The 17,825-nt window shown below is 61.4% G+C and carries 15 protein-coding genes; all 15 read left to right on the forward strand.

Going from position 1 to position 17,825, the window contains the following annotated elements; genetic code table 11:
- Positions 1-148 precede the first annotated feature (148 nt).
- The 15 genes from AB5Y82_RS04665 to nuoN all read left to right on the forward strand — a co-directional run bounded on the left by AB5Y82_RS04665 (position 149) and on the right by nuoN (position 17,603).
- Positions 149-1,588 carry a DUF1566 domain-containing protein gene (locus tag AB5Y82_RS04665; protein WP_368173714.1) on the forward strand — a complete coding sequence of 480 codons (1,440 nt, stop codon included), beginning with the start codon at positions 149-151 and terminating at the stop codon, positions 1,586-1,588.
- Between the two features lie 13 nt (positions 1,589-1,601).
- A complete protein-coding gene (locus AB5Y82_RS04670) occupies positions 1,602-2,171 on the forward strand; it encodes a DUF1566 domain-containing protein (RefSeq protein WP_111899619.1) in 570 nt (189 codons plus the stop codon).
- A 380-nt stretch (positions 2,172-2,551) separates the two neighbouring features.
- Positions 2,552-2,956, forward strand: coding sequence for an NADH-quinone oxidoreductase subunit A (locus tag AB5Y82_RS04675; RefSeq protein WP_005344919.1), 405 nt, complete (start codon positions 2,552-2,554; stop codon positions 2,954-2,956).
- 29 nt (positions 2,957-2,985) lie between these two features.
- Positions 2,986-3,660 carry an NADH-quinone oxidoreductase subunit B family protein gene (locus AB5Y82_RS04680; RefSeq protein WP_005344917.1) on the forward strand — a complete coding sequence of 225 codons (675 nt, stop codon included), beginning with the start codon at positions 2,986-2,988 and terminating at the stop codon, positions 3,658-3,660.
- Positions 3,661-3,662: 2 nt separating this feature from the next.
- Positions 3,663-5,468: an NADH-quinone oxidoreductase subunit C/D gene (nuoC, locus tag AB5Y82_RS04685; protein ID WP_040067274.1), complete on the forward strand. Its 1,806-nt coding sequence runs from the start codon at positions 3,663-3,665 to the stop codon at positions 5,466-5,468.
- Between the two features lie 80 nt (positions 5,469-5,548).
- Complete coding sequence (nuoE, locus tag AB5Y82_RS04690; protein ID WP_111899617.1) at positions 5,549-6,091, forward strand: NADH-quinone oxidoreductase subunit NuoE; 543 nt, start codon at positions 5,549-5,551, stop codon at positions 6,089-6,091.
- Positions 6,088-7,473 (forward strand): NADH-quinone oxidoreductase subunit NuoF, encoded by a 1,386-nt coding sequence (gene nuoF, locus AB5Y82_RS04695; RefSeq protein ID WP_227340743.1) that lies wholly within the window; start codon positions 6,088-6,090, stop codon positions 7,471-7,473. Before nuoE ends, nuoF begins: the two co-directional genes overlap by 4 nt.
- A 41-nt stretch (positions 7,474-7,514) precedes the next feature.
- Positions 7,515-10,271, forward strand: a complete 2,757-nt coding sequence (gene nuoG / locus AB5Y82_RS04700; protein WP_368173715.1) for an NADH-quinone oxidoreductase subunit NuoG — start codon at positions 7,515-7,517, stop codon at positions 10,269-10,271.
- Positions 10,268-11,236, forward strand: a complete 969-nt coding sequence (nuoH, locus tag AB5Y82_RS04705) for an NADH-quinone oxidoreductase subunit NuoH (RefSeq protein WP_005337244.1) — start codon at positions 10,268-10,270, stop codon at positions 11,234-11,236. Before nuoG ends, nuoH begins: the two co-directional genes overlap by 4 nt.
- Before the next feature lie 10 nt (positions 11,237-11,246).
- On the forward strand, positions 11,247-11,789 hold the full coding sequence (gene nuoI, locus AB5Y82_RS04710; RefSeq protein ID WP_005337245.1) for an NADH-quinone oxidoreductase subunit NuoI: 543 nt from the start codon (positions 11,247-11,249) through the stop codon (positions 11,787-11,789).
- A 10-nt stretch (positions 11,790-11,799) separates the two neighbouring features.
- The gene (gene nuoJ, locus AB5Y82_RS04715; RefSeq protein ID WP_368173716.1) at positions 11,800-12,351 is read left to right on the forward strand and encodes an NADH-quinone oxidoreductase subunit J; all 552 of its coding nucleotides are present in this window, start codon (positions 11,800-11,802) and stop codon (positions 12,349-12,351) included.
- Positions 12,348-12,656, forward strand: coding sequence for an NADH-quinone oxidoreductase subunit NuoK (gene nuoK, locus AB5Y82_RS04720; RefSeq protein WP_005337247.1), 309 nt, complete (start codon positions 12,348-12,350; stop codon positions 12,654-12,656). Before nuoJ ends, nuoK begins: the two co-directional genes overlap by 4 nt.
- A complete protein-coding gene (gene nuoL, locus AB5Y82_RS04725) occupies positions 12,653-14,500 on the forward strand; it encodes an NADH-quinone oxidoreductase subunit L (RefSeq protein WP_368173717.1) in 1,848 nt (615 codons plus the stop codon). Before nuoK ends, nuoL begins: the two co-directional genes overlap by 4 nt.
- Before the next feature lie 98 nt (positions 14,501-14,598).
- Positions 14,599-16,143 carry an NADH-quinone oxidoreductase subunit M gene (gene nuoM / locus AB5Y82_RS04730; protein WP_257725398.1) on the forward strand — a complete coding sequence of 515 codons (1,545 nt, stop codon included), beginning with the start codon at positions 14,599-14,601 and terminating at the stop codon, positions 16,141-16,143.
- Positions 16,140-17,603: an NADH-quinone oxidoreductase subunit NuoN gene (gene nuoN, locus AB5Y82_RS04735; protein ID WP_368173718.1), complete on the forward strand. Its 1,464-nt coding sequence runs from the start codon at positions 16,140-16,142 to the stop codon at positions 17,601-17,603. Before nuoM ends, nuoN begins: the two co-directional genes overlap by 4 nt.
- Positions 17,604-17,825 lie beyond the last annotated feature (222 nt).

Here is a 17,825-nt window from a genome sequence, read left to right on the forward strand (position 1 = left end):
ATGAAGGGGGTGGCGGCACGACTTCCCCCCTGCTGCTGTTGCTGGCCCTCTGGCCCCGCCTCTGGCGCCGGAGCACCCCGCGCCGTTGAATCCTGCACCACGGGGGTTACCGCCCCCGTGAACCTGTGACCGAATCAAGGAATGTGAAGTGAAACCATCCGTACTGGTTATTGCAACCCTCTCAGCCCTGCTCAGCGCCTGTGGCGGCGGGGAAGATAACGCACCACTGGCGATCCCGGACTACCGGGTCGATGTCGCCCTGCCGACTGCCGGTACCCTGTGCGCCGATCTGGATCAGAACTGGCAATGTGATCCTGCCGACCCTGCCGTCAGCGGCGAAGGAGCTCTGGCCCTGGTCAGCCGTTCGGCCAACATCGTCAACTCGCCTCTGCTTTTCGTACCGAGGAGCGGAGGCCTGCTACTGGCACATCCGGCCGCCAAAGGGGATCCACAACGGCTGCAACCAACCCTGCTCAGTACCCTGTGGCAGAGCCGCATTGCCGAAGGGGTGGCCGCCGATCGCGCTCTGTCACTGCTGCTGGCCGATCTCGCCCCGCTGCAACCGGGCAGCGATCGCGCCGCCCTCGCGGGCCTCGGCCAGTTTGATCAGGCGCTGCAGCAGGTGGCGATCAGCTTGCAGCAACAGGCCCGCGCACGACTTGCCAACGCCAAGGAGACCCAGTTGCTCACCACCAGCTATCGCGCCATCAGCCTGATGCTGGCGCAATTGGCTCAGGAGTGGCAACGCAACGGCCAGTTTGCTGAAGAGACCCAAAGAGAGCTGCTGGCCCTGCTGGTGCAGCAGCAGCCACGCAACCTGCTGACCGTCACCGGCGTCACCACCTTTAGCGATGGCAACGACCCGCTGCTGGAACAGGAACCCGCCGACTATCCGGGACAAGATGCCAGCTGGAATCGCACTCGTCCCCAACTTGCCTATCGCAAGCTCGATGATCGCGGTCAGGTGCTCCCCGACAACGCGCCGAGCTGGCAGTGCGTCAAGGATCTCAATACCGGTCTGGTGTGGGAGGTCAAATCGGATGATCCCTTGAGTCCTGACTGGAAAAGCAGACCCTTTGCCTATGAGGATGAGCAGTTCAAGGCGACCGCAGGCGAGCAGCAAGAGGCCTACCAGCATATTCATAAGAGGATCGAACAGCTCACCGCCGAAGGAGATCTGGCGGCCCTCGCCCGGGCACAGGCGCTGACCACCATGCTGACCACCCGCGCGTATCAGCAGTGGCTCAATGGCGAGCAGCGCTGCGGCATCAGCCAGTGGCGGCTGCCCACCATGGGTGAGCTGATGTCACTGATGCACTACGGTAGCCTGGCCAAGGACCCGCTGGGTCAGCGCATCATCGTGGATACCCGTTACTTCCCGGATATCGCCTCCTCGGAAGATGACACCTACCATGGCTACTACTGGAGCGCCACCAGCAACACCGCCCAGCGCTTCTCCGGTGGCCCCATCAGCAAACGCACAGTCCTGCTCTTGGGAGAAGATGCGGGCACCACCTATCCCGCGCGAGTGCAGCAAGATGAATATATCGAGCTGATGCAAGTACGACTGGTCGCTACTCCCCAATAATCCGAGGAATATCATGAGCCTTTATCGCTTTTCGTTCGCCATGATGGTACTGATGGCCCCCCTGGCCCACGGTGCTGCCATTTGTGATGACACCATGGATCGCACCGCCCCCTCTGCCCGTTTTCTTGACCATGGCAACGGCACCGTCACGGATCAACACACCGGCCTCACCTGGATGCGATGCAAACTGGGGCAGACATGGAGTGGCAGCAGTTGCCTGGGGGAACCGACCGTTTACTACTGGCAGCAGGGGCTGCAAGTGGCGGAGCGGATCCGCAGTGACAGCAGCCATGCTCTCTATCACTTCGGCGGTATCAGCCAGTGGCGCCTGCCCGACATCAAGGAGCTGGCAACCCTGGTCGAGCATGCCTGCTACAAGCCCTCTCTCAATGAAGCCATTTTCCCGCGCGCCATGGCGGGGGGCGGTAAAGAGGTCAATGAGGGTTATGTCTATCTGATGAGCAGCACGGTAACCTCCGCCAATGGTCAGCGGGCGTATCTGGACATCACCTCGGGAGATATCGGTCTTCGCGCCATTGGCGCCTACCCGGATCAGGTCTTGCTGGTCGCCAATAAACCCTGACCGCCCCACGCTCGAAACCGGAACGCGATGACAGGAGAGGCTTGAAAGCCTCTCTTTTTATTGCTCTTGCCGCCCCCCCCCTACCTCACCCGCCATCACGCTCTTCTCCCGCCTGTGCCCCCTGCCCGCGATACCGATCTGATCCTGCTTCGCACGCGACATACCCCTTTCAGGTGATGACGAGGAGCAACTCTCTGCGCTTTCCAGGCCTTTCTCGCCCGCCATAACCAGCAAAAAAGTGCGCTTCTTAACAAAATTTAATTACCGGTTAACCGATTAATAATTAACCCGTAAAAATGACATGTAAATCAGTGCGAAAGTGTCATAATGCGTAACATTATTGTTAAGTCACTTGATTAATTTGGTTAGGAAAAACCTCTATGTTTGCTGATATTTCTGCTCAACATTGGGCTTTTGCCATTTATGTCATCGGTGCCATCACCATCTGTCTGGTGATGATAGGCCTCGCTGCCCTGCTGGGAGGTCGCGCCTACGGCCGCACCAAGAACAAGCCATTTGAATCTGGTGTCGACTCGGTCGGCAGTGCCCGCCTGCGTTTTTCCGCCAAGTTCTATCTGGTCGCCATGTTCTTCGTCATCTTCGACGTCGAGGCGCTCTACCTGTTTGCCTGGTCTGTCTCCGTGCGGGAGAGCGGCTGGGTCGGCTTTATAGAAGCCACCATTTTCATCGGACTGCTGCTTATCGGCCTGATCTACCTCTGGCGCATCGGCGCACTGGACTGGTCGCCGCGCAAACCGCAGCTGAACAACAAAAACAGTGATTGAACCACAGACCCTTTCCTTGAGGTTGCACCATGAAGTACACCCTGACCCGGATTGACCCGGATGCACCCGTTGAGCGCTACCCCCAGGAGCAGCGCCAGACCGTCGATGACCCACTGGCGCAAGAAGCGACGCGCGGCATCATGATGGGCCGCCTCGAGGAGGTGCTGCAAGACACAGTCAACTGGGGCCGCAAAAACTCCCTCTGGCCTTACAACTTCGGCATCTCCTGCTGCTACGTGGAGATGTGTACCGCCTTCACCTCCCCCCACGATGTGGCCCGCTTCGGCGCCGAAGTTATCCGCGCTTCGCCCCGTCAGGCCGATTTCATGGTGATTGCAGGGACCCCCTTCATCAAGATGGCGCCAGTCATCCAGCGCCTGTATGAACAGCTGCTCGAACCCAAGTGGGTTATCTCCATGGGGGCCTGTGCCAACTCCGGCGGCATGTATGACATCTATTCCGTGGTGCAGGGGGTGGACAAGTTCCTGCCGGTCGACGTCTACATTCCGGGTTGCCCGCCCCGTCCCGAAGCCTTTTTGCAAGCCCTGATGCTGCTGCAGGACTCCATCGGCAAAGAGCGCCGTCCCCTCTCCTGGGTAGTGGGCGATCAGGGGATCTACCGTCCCCAGATGCAGGCCGAAAAAGAGCGCAAGCGCGGCGAACGGATCAATGTGACCAACCTGCGCACGCCGGATGAGATCTGACCATGAAACTGACTCGTGATTTTCCCAGCAATTACGCCATGGCCCAGTGGCAGCCCAGCGACCACAAGGATGCCAAAGTCATTGGCGAACTGTTTGCCCACTTCGGGGCCGAGCACTTCACCGTGCAGACCACGCGCACCGGCGTGCCGGTGGTCTGGCTTCCCCGCGAACTGCTGCAGGATGTGATGGGCTTTTTGCGCAAGGTGCCCTCCCCGTTTGTGATGCTGTTTGATCTCAGCGCCACCGATGAGCGGCTGCGCAGCCATCGCGACGGTCTGCCCCAGAGCGATTTCACCGTCTTCTATCACCTCATCTCCATCGACCGTAACGCCGATGTGATGTTGAAAGTGGCGCTGGCCGAAAGTGACCTGCATCTGCCCACCATCACCAACCACTTCCCCAACGCCAACTGGTACGAGCGGGAAGTGTGGGATCTGATGGGCATCACCTTCGATGGCCACCCCCATCTGACCCGCATCATGATGCCCAAGAGCTGGCAGGGTCACCCGCTGCGCAAGGATTACCCGGCGCGCGCTACCGAATTCGATCCCTTCATGCTCGATGCCGCCAAACAGGACATGGAGCAGGAGAACCTGCTGTTCAAACCGGAAGAGTGGGGGCTGGCCCGCGGCAACGAGAATGAGGACTACATGTTCCTCAACCTCGGCCCCAATCACCCCTCTGCCCACGGCGCCTTCCGCCTTGTGTTGCAGCTCGATGGCGAGGAGATCCGCAACTGCGTGCCCGATATCGGTTACCACCATCGCGGTGCCGAGAAGATGGGCGAGCGCCAGTCCTGGCACAGCTATATCCCCTATACCGACCGGGTCGAGTATCTGGGCGGGGTGATGAACAACCTCCCCTATGTGCTGGCGGTCGAGAAGCTGGCCGGCATCAAGGTGCCGCAGCGGGTCGACATGATCCGGGTGATGATGGCGGAGCTGTTCCGCATCCAGAGCCACCTCTTGTTCCTCGGAACCTATATCCAGGACGTGGGGGCCATGACCCCGGTCTTCTTCACCTTCACCGACAGGCAGAAGATCTACACCATCATCGAAGCGATCACCGGTGCCCGCATGCACCCGGCCTGGTTCCGTATCGGCGGTGTCGCCCACGACCTGCCGAAGGGATGGCAGCGGCTGGTGCAGGACAACCTGTTGAGCTGGCTGCCCAAGCGGCTGATGGATTACGAAAAAGCGGCGATGCGCAACAGCATTCTGCGCGGTCGCACCATAGGCGTCTCTGCCTACACCACCGAGCAGGCGTTGTCCTGGGGCACCACGGGGGCCGGATTGCGCGCCACCGGCCTCAACTTCGACGTGCGCAAGTGGCGTCCCTATTCGGGCTATGACCAGTTCGACTTTGAAGTGCCGGTCGGCAGCAATGGCGATGCCTACGACAGAGCCACCGTGCGGATCGAGGAGATCCGCCAGAGCATGTCGATCATCGAGCAGTGCATGAAGAACATGCCGGAGGGCCCCTTCAAGGCGGATCACCCCCTCACCACCCCACCGCCCAAAGAGCGCACCCTGCAGCACATCGAGACCCTGATCAACCACTTCCTGCAAGTGTCTTGGGGCCCGGTGATGCCCGCTGCCGAGTCGTTCCAGATGATTGAGGCGACCAAGGGGGTCAACAGTTACTACCTGACCAGTGACGGCTCCACCATGAGCTACCGGACCCGGATCCGCACCCCGAGCTTTGCTCACCTGCAGCAGATCCCCTCGGTGATCAAGGGCAGCATGGTGTCGGACCTCATCGTCTATCTGGGCAGTATCGATTTTGTTATGTCGGATGTGGACCGTTAAGTGATCCGCCATCCCGGCCATGGCCGGGAATCGGGATCGCCGGACGAGCAGTAAAAGGACAAGCCACCAAAGGTCAAGTCATGAGCCAGCAATGTCAGTGTCACAATAATCAGACCCCACAGGGGCAAGGGGCATGCAGCAGCAAACAGGACGACTTCGTTCTGAGCCAGGCTGAACGCGATGCCATCGAACACGAGAAACACCACTACGAAGATCCCCGCGCCGCCAGCATCGAAGCGCTCAAGATCGTGCAGCAGGCCAGAGGCTGGGTACCCGACGGCGCCATTCACGCCGTCGCGGCCGAGCTCGGCATTCCCGCCAGCGACGTGGAGGGGGTTGCCACCTTCTATAGCCAGATCTTCCGCCAGCCGGTAGGGCGTCACATCATCCGCGTCTGCGACAGCATGGTCTGCTACATCAATGGCCATGAAGATCTGCTGGCCGGTCTCAAGGAGGTGATGAACCTCGGCCCCGGTCAAACCACCCCGGATGGCCGCTTCACCCTGCTGCCGGTCTGCTGCCTTGGCAACTGCGACAAGGGGCCAGCGCTCATGATCGATGACGACACCTATGGCGGCCTCGATCCGGTGACCTTGCTGAAAACGCTGGAGGCTTACCCATGAGCCTGCCGCAGAACAAACTCCTCGCCTCTCTTGGCACCGCCAATCGCACCCCGCGAGCCCCCGAGACCCACCCGCTCACCTGGCGGCTGCGGGATGACGGCCAGCCGGTGTGGCTGGAGGAGTATCAGGCCAAACAGGGCTATGAAGCGGTGCGCAAGGCGCTCGGCCAGATGAGCCCGGACGAGATTGTCAGTACCGTCAAGGATGCCGGTCTCAAGGGGCGCGGCGGTGCAGGCTTCCCCACTGGCGTGAAGTGGGGGCTGATGCCCAAAGACGAGAGCATGAACATTCGTTACCTGCTCTGCAACGCCGACGAGATGGAGCCCAACACCTGGAAAGATCGCCTGCTGATGGAGCAACTGCCCCATCTGCTGATCGAGGGGATGATCATCAGTGCCCGGGCGCTCAAAGCCTATCGCGGCTACATCTTCCTGCGTGGCGAATACGTTGATGCCGCCATCCACCTGCGCCGTGCGGTGGAAGAGGCCAAGGCCGCCGGTCTGCTGGGCAAGAACATTCTGGGATCCGGTTTTGACTTCGAGCTGTTCGTCCACACCGGCGCCGGCCGCTACATCTGTGGTGAAGAGACGGCGTTGATCAACTCGCTGGAAGGGCGCCGTGCCAACCCGCGCGCCAAACCCCCCTTCCCCGCCGTTTCCGGCGTCTGGGGCAAACCCACCTGCGTCAACAACGTCGAGACCCTCTGCAACGTCCCCGCCATTATCGGCAACGGGGTCGCCTGGTATCACGGGCTGGCGCTGCCGGGCTCGGAAGATCACGGCACCAAGCTGATGGGCTTCTCCGGCAAGGTGAACAACCCCGGGGTCTGGGAGCTGCCGTTTGGCATCACCGCCCGCGAGCTGTTTGAAAATTACGCCGGCGGCATGAAGAGCGGCTATCGCCTGAAAGCCTGGCAACCGGGCGGCGCAGGCACCGGCTTCCTGCTGCCGGAGCACCTCGATGCCCAGATGTATACCGCCGGTATCGGCAAGGTCGGTACCCGGATGGGGACTGGCCTCGCCATGGCGGTGGATGACTCCATCAGCATGGTCTCCCTGCTGCGCAACATGGAGGAGTTCTTCGCCCGCGAGTCGTGTGGCTGGTGCACGCCCTGTCGCGATGGCCTGCCCTGGAGCGTCAAGCTGCTACGGGCACTGGAACGTGGCGAAGGGCAATCCGGCGATCTGGCGACTCTGGAACAACTCTGCGGTTTCCTTGGCCCGGGCAAGACCTTCTGCGCCCACGCACCGGGCGCCGTCGAGCCGCTGGCCAGCGCCATCAAATATTTCCGCTCCGAATTCGAGGCCGGGATCAAAGGCAGCGGTGATAACCGCAAGCCGGTCAAAGGGATCCAGCCCAATCTGCTGGGCGAGCGCTGGTAACGACACCACAGATTTCACAAAACAGGTTTCAGGGAAGTTGTATGGCAACCATTTATGTAGACGGCAAAGAGTACGAGGTAGACGGAGCAGATAACCTGCTGCAAGCCTGTCTGTCGCTGGGTCTGGACGTCCCCTATTTCTGCTGGCATCCGGCGCTGGGTAGCGTTGGCGCCTGCCGCCAGTGTGCGGTCAAACAGTATCAGAATGCCGATGACAAACGCGGTCGTCTGGTCATGTCTTGCATGACCCCGGCCACCGATGGCAGCTACATCGCCATCGAGGATGAAGAGGCTAAAGAATTTCGCAAGAGCGTGGTGGAGTGGCTGATGACCAACCACCCTCACGACTGCCCGGTGTGTGAAGAGGGCGGCGCCTGCCACCTGCAGGACATGACGGTGATGACTGGCCACAACAGCCGTCGCTACCGCTTCACCAAACGCACCCACCAGAATCAGGAGCTGGGCCCCTTCATCGGTCACGAGATGAACCGCTGCATCGCCTGCTACCGCTGCGTCCGTTACTACAAGGATTATGCCGGTGGCGAGGATCTCGGGGTCTATGGTGCCCACGACAACGTCTATTTCGGGCGGGTCGAGGATGGCACCCTGGAGAGTGAATTTTCCGGCAACCTGGTGGAGGTCTGCCCCACCGGCGTCTTCACCGACAAGACCCACTCCGAACGTTACAACCGCAAGTGGGACATGCAGTTTGCCCCCAGCATCTGCCAGCAATGCTCCGTGGGTTGCAACATCAGCCCGGGCGAGCGTTATGGCGAACTGCGCCGCATCGAAAACCGCTTCCACGGCAGCGTCAACCACTACTTCCTTTGTGACCGTGGCCGCTTTGGCTATGGCTATGTCAATCTGGCCGACCGCCCGCGCCAACCGCTGCTCAAAGATGGCAACGACCAGCTTACCATCACGGTCGATGGCGCCCTCAACCGAGCCGCCGATGCCCTGCGCACGGCCCGCGACCTCATCGGCATCGGCTCGCCCCGCGCCTCGCTGGAGAGCAACTTTGCCCTGCGCGAGTTGGTGGGTGAAGCCAACTTCTACGCAGGCGTCGAGCAGGCCGAATGGGCCTGTCAGCTGAAGATGCTGCAGATCCTGCAACAGGGCGGCGTGCCGACTCCGAGCCTGCGGGACATGGAAGAGGCTGATGCCATTCTGCTGCTCGGCGAAGATGTCACCATGAGCGCCGCCCGTATCGCGTTGGCGCTGCGCCAAGCGGTCAAGGGCAAGGCTCGCGAGCTGGCCCGCAAGATGAAGGTCGATCTGTGGCAAGTCGCCGCCGTTCAGACCCTGGGTCAGAACGAGCGCTACCCGCTGCTCATCACCAGCCTCGACACCACCCGTCTGGACGATGTGGCGGCCGACAAGCTGCACGCCCCCTATGCCGATCAGGCGCGCATTGGCTTTGCCATCGCCAACCTGCTCGACCCGAGTGCACCGGCCGTGGCCGACCTCTGCCCCGAGCTGCAAGCACAAGCGACTCGCTGGGCCGAGCTGCTCGGCAACGCCAGGAAGCCGCTCATCATTGCAGGCTCCACTGCCCGCTATGTGGCGCTGCTTGAGGCGGCCAGCAACATTGCCCGCGCCCTGAAAGGCCGAGGACTGGAAGCCAACATCGCGCTGGTTGGCCAGGAGGCCAACTCGCTGGGTCTGGCCATGCTCGGCGCTCAAACCTTGTCAGACAAGCCGCTCGAAGCCGCCCTTGCGCGTATCGAGGCCGAAGAGGGGTTGGCGCTGGTCACCCTGGAGAACGATCTCTACCGCCGCGCGCCGCGCAACCGGGTGGATGCTGCGCTGGCACGGCTGCAGCACCTGCTGGTCATCGACCATCAGGCAACCCCGACCGCCAACAAGGCAGATCTGGTGCTGCCAGCGGCCAGTTTTGCCGAGGCCGATGGCACCCTGGTGAACATGGAAGGGCGCGCCCAGCGCTTCTTCCAGGTCTATGCGCCCGCCTTCTACAACACCGATATTCAGGTGCGTGAAGGGTGGCGCTGGCTGGCGGCGCTGCAAGGAGCGATAGAACGCAAGCCGCTGCGCTGGCAGAACTTCGACCAGGTCAACCATGACTGCGCCACCAGCAATCCGCTGCTGGCTACCATGCTGGAAGCGGCGCCCAACGCAGGCTTGCGGATCCGTGGCATGCGACTGGCCCGTGAGCCGCATCGTTACAGCGGTCGCACCTCCATGCTGGCGGATCAGAACGTCAGCGAGCCGCGGGTAGCGCAAGATCCCGACTCCCCCTTCAACTTCTCCATGGAAGGGTATGCCGGAGCCCGTCAGCCGCTGCCGCAAGTACCGTTCGCCTGGGCGCCGGGCTGGAACTCTCCCTCCGCCTGGAACAAGTTCCAGGATGAAGTGGGTGGCAAACTGCGTGCTGGCGATCCGGGTCGCCGTCTGCTGGAAGCAACAGACCCGCAGGCAGAAGGCAAGGAGCTGCTCGGCTGGTTCACCACCATCCCCACCCCCTTCAAGGCCGTAGAGGCGCTGCAAGTGGTCAATTATGCCCAGCTGTTTGGCGGCGAGGAGCTCTCCGCTCGCAGCCCGGTTATTCAGGCCCGGATAAACGAACCCGAGCTGGTGCTCAATCCCCTTGATGCGCAGCGTCTGGCCCTCCACGGGGGCAGTCAGGTCTCCTTCTCCTGGGGCGGTAGCCACTGGCAACTGCGTCTGCGGCTTAGCGAGCAGCTGAGCGCCGGTCTGGTGGGGCTCCCCCTTGGGGTGAACGGCCTGCCGACGGCCCTGCAACAAGCCTCAATCACTAACCTGCAGGAGGTGATCGCATGAGCGAGTCGCTGATCGATCTGTTGCTGGAGGTGGGCAAGGCACTGATCGTGCTGGTGGGGATCGTGGGGGCTGGCGCCTTCATGAGCTTCATCGAGCGTCGCCTGCTGGCTCTGTGGCAGGATCGCTATGGCCCCAACCGGGTGGGGCCGTTTGGTCTGCTCCAGCTGGCCGCCGACATGATCAAGATGTTCTTCAAGGAGGACTGGATCCCGCCGTTCGCTGATCGGCGGATCTTTATCCTGGCCCCCATCATCGCCTTCACTGCCTTTATTCTGGCGTTTGCGGTGGTGCCCATCACCCCCACCTGGGGCGTGGCGGATCTCAATGTGGGGCTGCTCTACATCCTGGCCATCGCAGGGCTGGCGGTCTATGCGGTGCTGTTCGCCGGCTGGTCGAGCAACAACAAATACTCATTGCTCGGCAGCTTGCGTGCCTCGGCCCAGACCCTCTCCTACGAGGTGTTTCTCGGGCTATCCCTGATGGGGATTGTGATCCAGACCGGCAGTTTCAACCTGCGCGACATCGTCGAGGCACAGGCAGACTTGTGGAACGTGGTGCCCCAGATTTTGGGCTTTGTCACCTTCCTGTTTGCCGGTGTCGCCGTCACCCACCGTCACCCGTTCGATCAGCCGGAAGCCGAGCAGGAGCTCGCCGATGGCTATCACATCGAGTATGCGGGGATGAAGTGGGGTCTCTTCTTCGTGGGCGAATATATCGGCATCGTGCTGATCTCCTCGCTCATCGTGACCCTCTTCTTCGGTGGCTGGCACGGCCCCTGGCTGCCCCCCTTCATCTGGTTTGCCCTGAAGACCGCCTGTTTCATGGTGTTCTTCATCCTGCTGCGGGCCTCCCTGCCTCGCCCGCGCTTTGACCAGGTGATGTCGTTTGGCTGGAAAGTCTGCTTGCCGCTGACCCTGATCAATATGCTGGTCACCGCGGCAGTTGTACTGATAAGTACGCAGTGAGGCACTCAATATGAAAATTGTTAGCATTATTCAGGGTGTCGGCACCCAGTTACGCAGCCTGGCCATGGTCTTCTCCCATGCCTGGAGGCCCCGTGAAACCCTCAACTATCCGGAGCAGGCAGTCTATGCGGCCCCCCGCTACCGCGGTCGCATCGTGCTGACCCGCGACCCGGACGGGGACGAGCGCTGCGTGGCCTGCAACCTCTGCGCAGTTGCCTGCCCGGTCGGCTGCATCTCGCTGCAAAAATCCGAGCGGGAAGATGGTCGCTGGTATCCGGAGTTCTTTCGCATCAACTTCTCTCGCTGCATCTTCTGCGGCCTGTGTGAAGAGGCTTGCCCCACCACCGCCATACAGCTGACACCGGATTTCGAGATGGGTGAGTATCGCCGCCAGGATCTGGTGTACGAGAAGGAGGATCTGCTGATCAGCGGGCCCGGCAAATACCCGGACTACAACTTCTATCGCATGAGCGGGATGGCCATCGACGGCAAGCCGAAAGGGGATGCCGAAAACGAAGCCAAGCCCATCGATGTCAAGAGCCTGCTGCCCTGAGGAGTCAATCATGGAACTGGCATTTTATGCCTCGGCCCTGGTGGCCATTTACAGCACGCTGCGGGTGATCAGCACCAGCAATCCCATGCATGCGCTGCTCAATCTCATCATCTCCCTCATCGCCGTGGCCATGATCTTCTTCTGCCTGGGTGCCGCCTTTGCGGGGGCCCTGCAGGTGATCGTCTACGCCGGCGCCATCATGGTGCTGTTCGTGTTCGTGGTGATGATGCTGAACCTGGGGAGTGCCCAGGCACAGGAGAAAAAGTGGCTCACCCCCATGACCTGGGGGGGGCCAGCCCTGCTCTCGCTGATCCTGCTGGGCTTTCTGGCCCACGGCATTCTCGGGGTGATCGGGGGCCTGATCGGAGTGACCGAGGTGACCGCCAAGCAGGTAGGTGTCGAGCTCTTTGGCCCCTATGTACTGGCGGTGGAGCTTGCCTCCATCCTGCTGCTGGCGGGTCTGGTAACCGCCTATCACCTGGGTCGAGAAGAGAAGAGCGGTGAAGTGCTCTCCGTCCCGCGCTCTGCTTCCCGCTCTGCACAAGAAGGAGGTCAGCAATGAATGGAATCCCTATGGAGCACGGCCTCCTGCTGGCCGCGGTGCTCTTCTGCATCGGCTTGTGCGGTCTGCTGATCCGCCGCAACCTGCTCTACATCCTGATGAGTATCGAAATCATGATGAATGCCTCGGCACTGGCGTTTGTGGTGGCGGGGAGCCGCTGGGCCCAGGCAGATGGCCAGATCATGTATATCCTGGTGATTTCTCTGGCGGCAGCGGAGGCCAGTATCGGCCTTGCCCTGTTACTGCTGCTCTATCGTCGTTACCACACCCTGAACGTGGACACTGTGAGCGAGATGCGCGGATGAGCCTCCTATACCTGACTTTTCTGTTTCCGCTGCTGGGATGGCTGGTGCTGGCCTTCTCCCTCGGTCGTTTCGGGGAGCGCACCTCGGCGCTCATCGGCGTCGGCAGCATAGGGTTGTCGGCCCTCACTACCCTGTGGGTCGGCATTGATTTTCTCAACACCATGCCGGCGGGCGGCGTCTATACCCAGACCCTGTGGCAGTGGATCTCGGTGGGCAGCTTCAGCCCCAGCTTCCGCCTGGCACTGGACGGCCTGTCGCTGACCATGCTGGGCGTGGTCACCGGGGTGGGCTTCTTCATCCACCTGTTCGCCTCCTGGTACATGCGTGGGGAAGAGGGTTATTCGCGCTTCTTCACCTACACCAACCTCTTCATCGCCAGCATGCTGTTCCTGGTGCTGGCCGATGACCTGCTGTTCGTGTATCTGGGCTGGGAAGGGGTAGGTCTGTGCAGCTATCTGCTGATCGGCTTCTACTACAAGGATCGCAAGAACGGAGCGGCGGCCCTCAAGGCATTTGTCGTGACCCGGGTGGGTGATGTCTTCCTCGCCATCGGCCTGTTTATCCTCTATCGGGAACTGGGCACCCTCAATATCCACGAGCTGCTGGTTCGTGCCCCGACCCTGTTTGCCGAGGGCTCCCCTGCCCTGTCGCTGGCCTGCCTGATGCTCCTGGGCGGCGCGGTCGGCAAATCGGCACAGCTGCCGCTGCAAACCTGGCTGGCGGATGCGATGGCAGGCCCGACCCCTGTCTCCGCGCTGATCCACGCCGCCACCATGGTAACCGCCGGTGTCTACCTGATTGCCCGTACCCACGGCCTGTTCCTGCTGGCGCCGGAGATCCTCCATCTGGTCGGGCTGGTCGGCGCCATCACCCTGGTGCTGGCAGGCTTTGCGGCGCTGGTTCAGACCGATATCAAGCGGATCCTCGCCTACTCCACCATGAGCCAGATTGGCTACATGTTCCTGGCACTCGGTGTCGGCGCATGGGAAGGGGCCATCTTCCACCTGATGACCCACGCCTTTTTCAAGGCGCTGCTGTTCCTCTCCGCCGGTGCCGTTATCATCGCGACACACCACGAGCAGAACATCTTCAAGATGGGTGGCCTGCGCAAGAGTCTGCCGCTGGTCTATGCCTGCTTCCTGGTGGGTGGTTCGGCTCTGGCCGCGCTGCCGCTGGTCACCTCCGGTTTCTACAGTAAGGACGCCATCCTGTGGCAAGTAGAAGCCTCTGGCCAAAGCGCACTGCTGTGGGCCGGTCTGGTAGGGGCATTCCTCACCTCCCTCTACACCTTCCGGCTGATCTTTATCGCCTTCCATGGCAAAGAGCAGACCAAAGCCCACGCCGGTCACGGTCTGGCTCACCATCTGCCGCTCTTGGTTCTGCTGGTGCTCTCCACCGGCATAGGCGCGCTGATCACCCCGCCGCTGGCAGGTGTGCTGCCGGCAGGCCCGGGAGATCATATCGAAGAGGGGCGCCATGCACTGGAGGTTGCCTCCGGCATCATCGCCATTGCGGGCATCGCGCTGGCCGCGTTTCTGTTCCTTGGTGAGCGCCGTCTGGCCACCTCCATTGCCAACAGCGCGCCGGGCCGCCTGCTCAGCACCCTCTGGTTCAACGCCTGGGGTTTTGACTGGCTCTATGACCAGCTGTGGGTCAAACCCTATCTGCTGGCGACCCGTCTGGTCGGGCAGGATCCGCTGGACTGGATGATGGGCCTGCCCGCCTGGCTTGCCCTGCGTGGCAACCAGCTGCTGGCCTGGACCGTGACCGGCAAGTTGCGCTGGTATGCCGCCTCCATGGGGATCGGCGCCGTGCTGGTGCTGGCGCTGTTGCTGCTGGGATAACGCGATGAACAATACGAAGATCGTACAGCCGGGCTGTTTGCTCTCCCTGATGGAACAGGGAGCGCAATCTCATATGAACTTGAACGAGAGCTGATACCGTGACCTTACTCTGGATCTTGCTAATTCCTTTTATCGGGGGCTTGCTCTGCTGGCAGATGGAGCGTCTCGGCGGGCAGTTTGTCCGCTGGGTTGCCCTGCTCTCCATGAGCGCCAGCCTGCTGCTCTCCTGTGCCATCTGGCTAAGTGGTGATTTCTCCCTTGCCACCACGGGCCTCGACAGCGCGGGCGTCTCCGGTGCTGCCTCAGCCTGGGCCGCCGAGTGGCGCCTGCCGTGGATCCCCCGCTTCGGCATCTCTTTGCATCTGGCGGTGGATGGCCTGTCGCTCTTGATGGTGATCCTCACCTGCTTTATCGGGGTACTGGCCATTCTCTGTTCGTGGAAAGAGATCGTGCAGCGCATCGGCTTCTTCCACCTCAACCTGCTCTGGATCCTGGGCGGCGTGCTCGGGGTCTTTATGGCGCTGGACCTGTTCCTCTTCTTCTTCTTCTGGGAGATGATGCTGGTCCCCATGTACTTCCTGATTGCGCTCTGGGGCCATTCGGTCACTGACGGCAAATCACGGATCAACGCAGCAACCAAGTTCTTCATCTACACCCAGGTGAGCGGCCTTATCATGCTGGTGGCCATCATCGGGCTGGTGCTGACCCACCAGCATGCCACCGGAGTCTTCACCTTCAACTATCTGGAGCTGCTCAATACCCCGATGAGCAAGGGCGTTCAGTGGCTGCTGATGCTGGGCTTCTTTATCGCCTTCGCGGTCAAGATGCCGCTGGTACCGCTGCACGGCTGGCTGCCGGATGCCCACAGTCAGGCGCCGACCGCAGGCTCGGTGGATCTCGCCGGTATTTTGCTGAAAACCGCCGCCTACGGTCTGCTGCGCTTCGCCCTGCCGCTGTTCCCGGAGGCCTCAGCCGAATTTGCCCCCTACGCCATGGTGCTTGGCCTGATCGGGATCGTCTACGGCGCCATCGTGGCCTTTGCCCAGACCGACATCAAACGGCTGGTGGCCTACACCAGCATCTCCCACATGGGTTTTGTGATGATCGCTATCTACTCGGGTAGCGAGCTGGCCCTGCAGGGCGCCGTGGTGCAGATGATCGCCCACGGTCTCTCGGCTGCCGGCCTCTTCATCCTCTGCGGTCAGCTCTACGAGCGGTTGCACACCCGGGATCTGCGCCAGATGGGCGGCCTGTGGGGACGCCTGCGCTATCTGCCCGGTGTGATGCTCTTCTTCTCGGTGGCGTCACTTGGCATGCCGGGCACCGGCAACTTTGTCGGCGAATTCCTGATCCTGATCGGCAGCTTCCAGGTTGCCCCTGTCATCACGGCAGTCGCCACCTTCGGTCTGGTACTGGCCTCGGTCTACTCTCTCATCATGTTGCAGCGCGCCTGCTTTGGCCCCGCCAAGGATGAGAGCATGCTCAAGGGATTGGATCGCCGCGAGCTGACCATGATGATGGTGATCGCGGGCCTGCTGGTTGTGCTTGGCCTCTATCCCCAACCCGTGATTGACACCGCCAGCAGCAGCCTTATCAACGTGCTGCACTGGTATCTGCTGCCGACTGCTGGAGCCCTGCAATGACTTTCTCCGCTTCCCAACTGCTGGCACTGCTTCCCCTGCTGTTGACCACCGGGGCCATGGCGGCCCTGATGCTGGCCATCGCTTGGCGCCGCTGTGTCACCACCGCCTTTACCGTGACCATTGTTGGCCTCAACCTTGCTCTGTTCTCGCTGCCCATCGTGATGGCGCAAGGGGATCAGGGGGTCACACCGCTGCTGCAAGTGGACAGTTACGCCGTCTTCTACATGGGACTAGTGCTCATCGGCGCCCTGGCCACCTGCACTTTCGGTCAATCGTGGCTGAAAGCCTACCCGGACAACCGGGAGGAGTTCTTCCTGCTGCTGCTGATCGCCACCGCTGGTGGTCTGGTGCTGGCCTGCTCCCGTCACCTCGCCTCTCTCTTTATCGGGATCGAGATGCTGACCCTGCCGATGTTCGGTCTGGTGGGTTACGCCTACCGCGAGCGCCACTCGCTGGAAGCCGCGGTGAAATACATGGTGCTCTCTGCCGCCGCCACCGCCTTCCTGTTGTTTGGCATGGCGCTGCTCTATGCGCAGGCAGGCAGCCTGAGCTTTGCAGCCCTGGGGCAGACCCTGGCCGAGAGCCCGGCTCACCATCCGCTGCTGATGGGCGGTTTGGGGTTAATGCTGGTCGGCTTTGCCTTTAAACTCTCCCTGGCCCCCTTCCACCTCTGGACCCCGGATGTCTACGAAGGTGCCCCGGCACCGGTCGCCACCTTCCTCGCCACCGTCAGCAAGGTGGCGGTCTTTGCCGTGCTGCTGCGCTTCTATCTGGCGGTACCGGCGGCGAGCGATCCCATGATCCACTGGCTGCTGGCAGCCATGGCGGTCATCTCCATCATGGTCGGCAACCTGCTGGCCCTGGTGCAGACCAACGTCAAACGGATGCTGGGTTACTCCTCCATCTCCCACTTCGGTTACCTGCTGGCGGTGATCGTGGCGAGCCGATTCGGCCAGATGCCGGTGGAAGCAGCCGGGGTCTACCTGCTGATGTATCTGTTCACCAGCCTGGGTGCCTTTGGTGTCGTCTGCATGATGTCGAGCCCCTATCGCGGCAAGGATGCAGACTCCCTGCACAGCTATCGCGGCCTGTTCTGGAAACGCCCTTACCTCACCGCCGTGATGACGGTAATGATGTTGTCGCTCGCGGGTATCCCGATGACCCTCGGCTTTATCGGCAAGTTCTACCTCATCGGCGTCACCGTCGAGGCGCAGCTCTGGTGGCTCTCCGGTGCCATCGTGCTCGGCAGCGCGCTGGGGCTCTACTACTACCTCAGGGTGATGGTGACCCTCTATCTGCGCGAACCGGGCATGCAGCAGCGCGATGCCAGCGCCGACTGGGCACTATCCTCCGGTGGCGTGGTTGTGCTGCTCTCTGCCGCCCTGGTGGTGTTGCTGGGGCTCTATCCCCAGCCGGTCATCAGCCTGGTACAAGGGTTCCAGCACGTGGTATTGCAGTAACCTTTACCGTCACACCCCCTCATTACCCGCAAAACCGGCAGCCTTGACTGCCGGTTTTCTCTTTCCGGCCCGACAGCATCGCGCACTCCGCGAGCCAGCAAATGACAGATAAGTCAGCGAGGGTGATACCCATCATGGTTTTTGCCATACAACCAGAACCGGGCGAGATCCTCATACACTCTTGAATTCCTTATTGATATATTGGTTATATTCTGGAATGGA

The organism is Aeromonas sp. s13, from assembly GCF_040907905.1.
Classification (GTDB): domain Bacteria; phylum Pseudomonadota; class Gammaproteobacteria; order Enterobacterales; family Aeromonadaceae; genus Aeromonas; species Aeromonas veronii.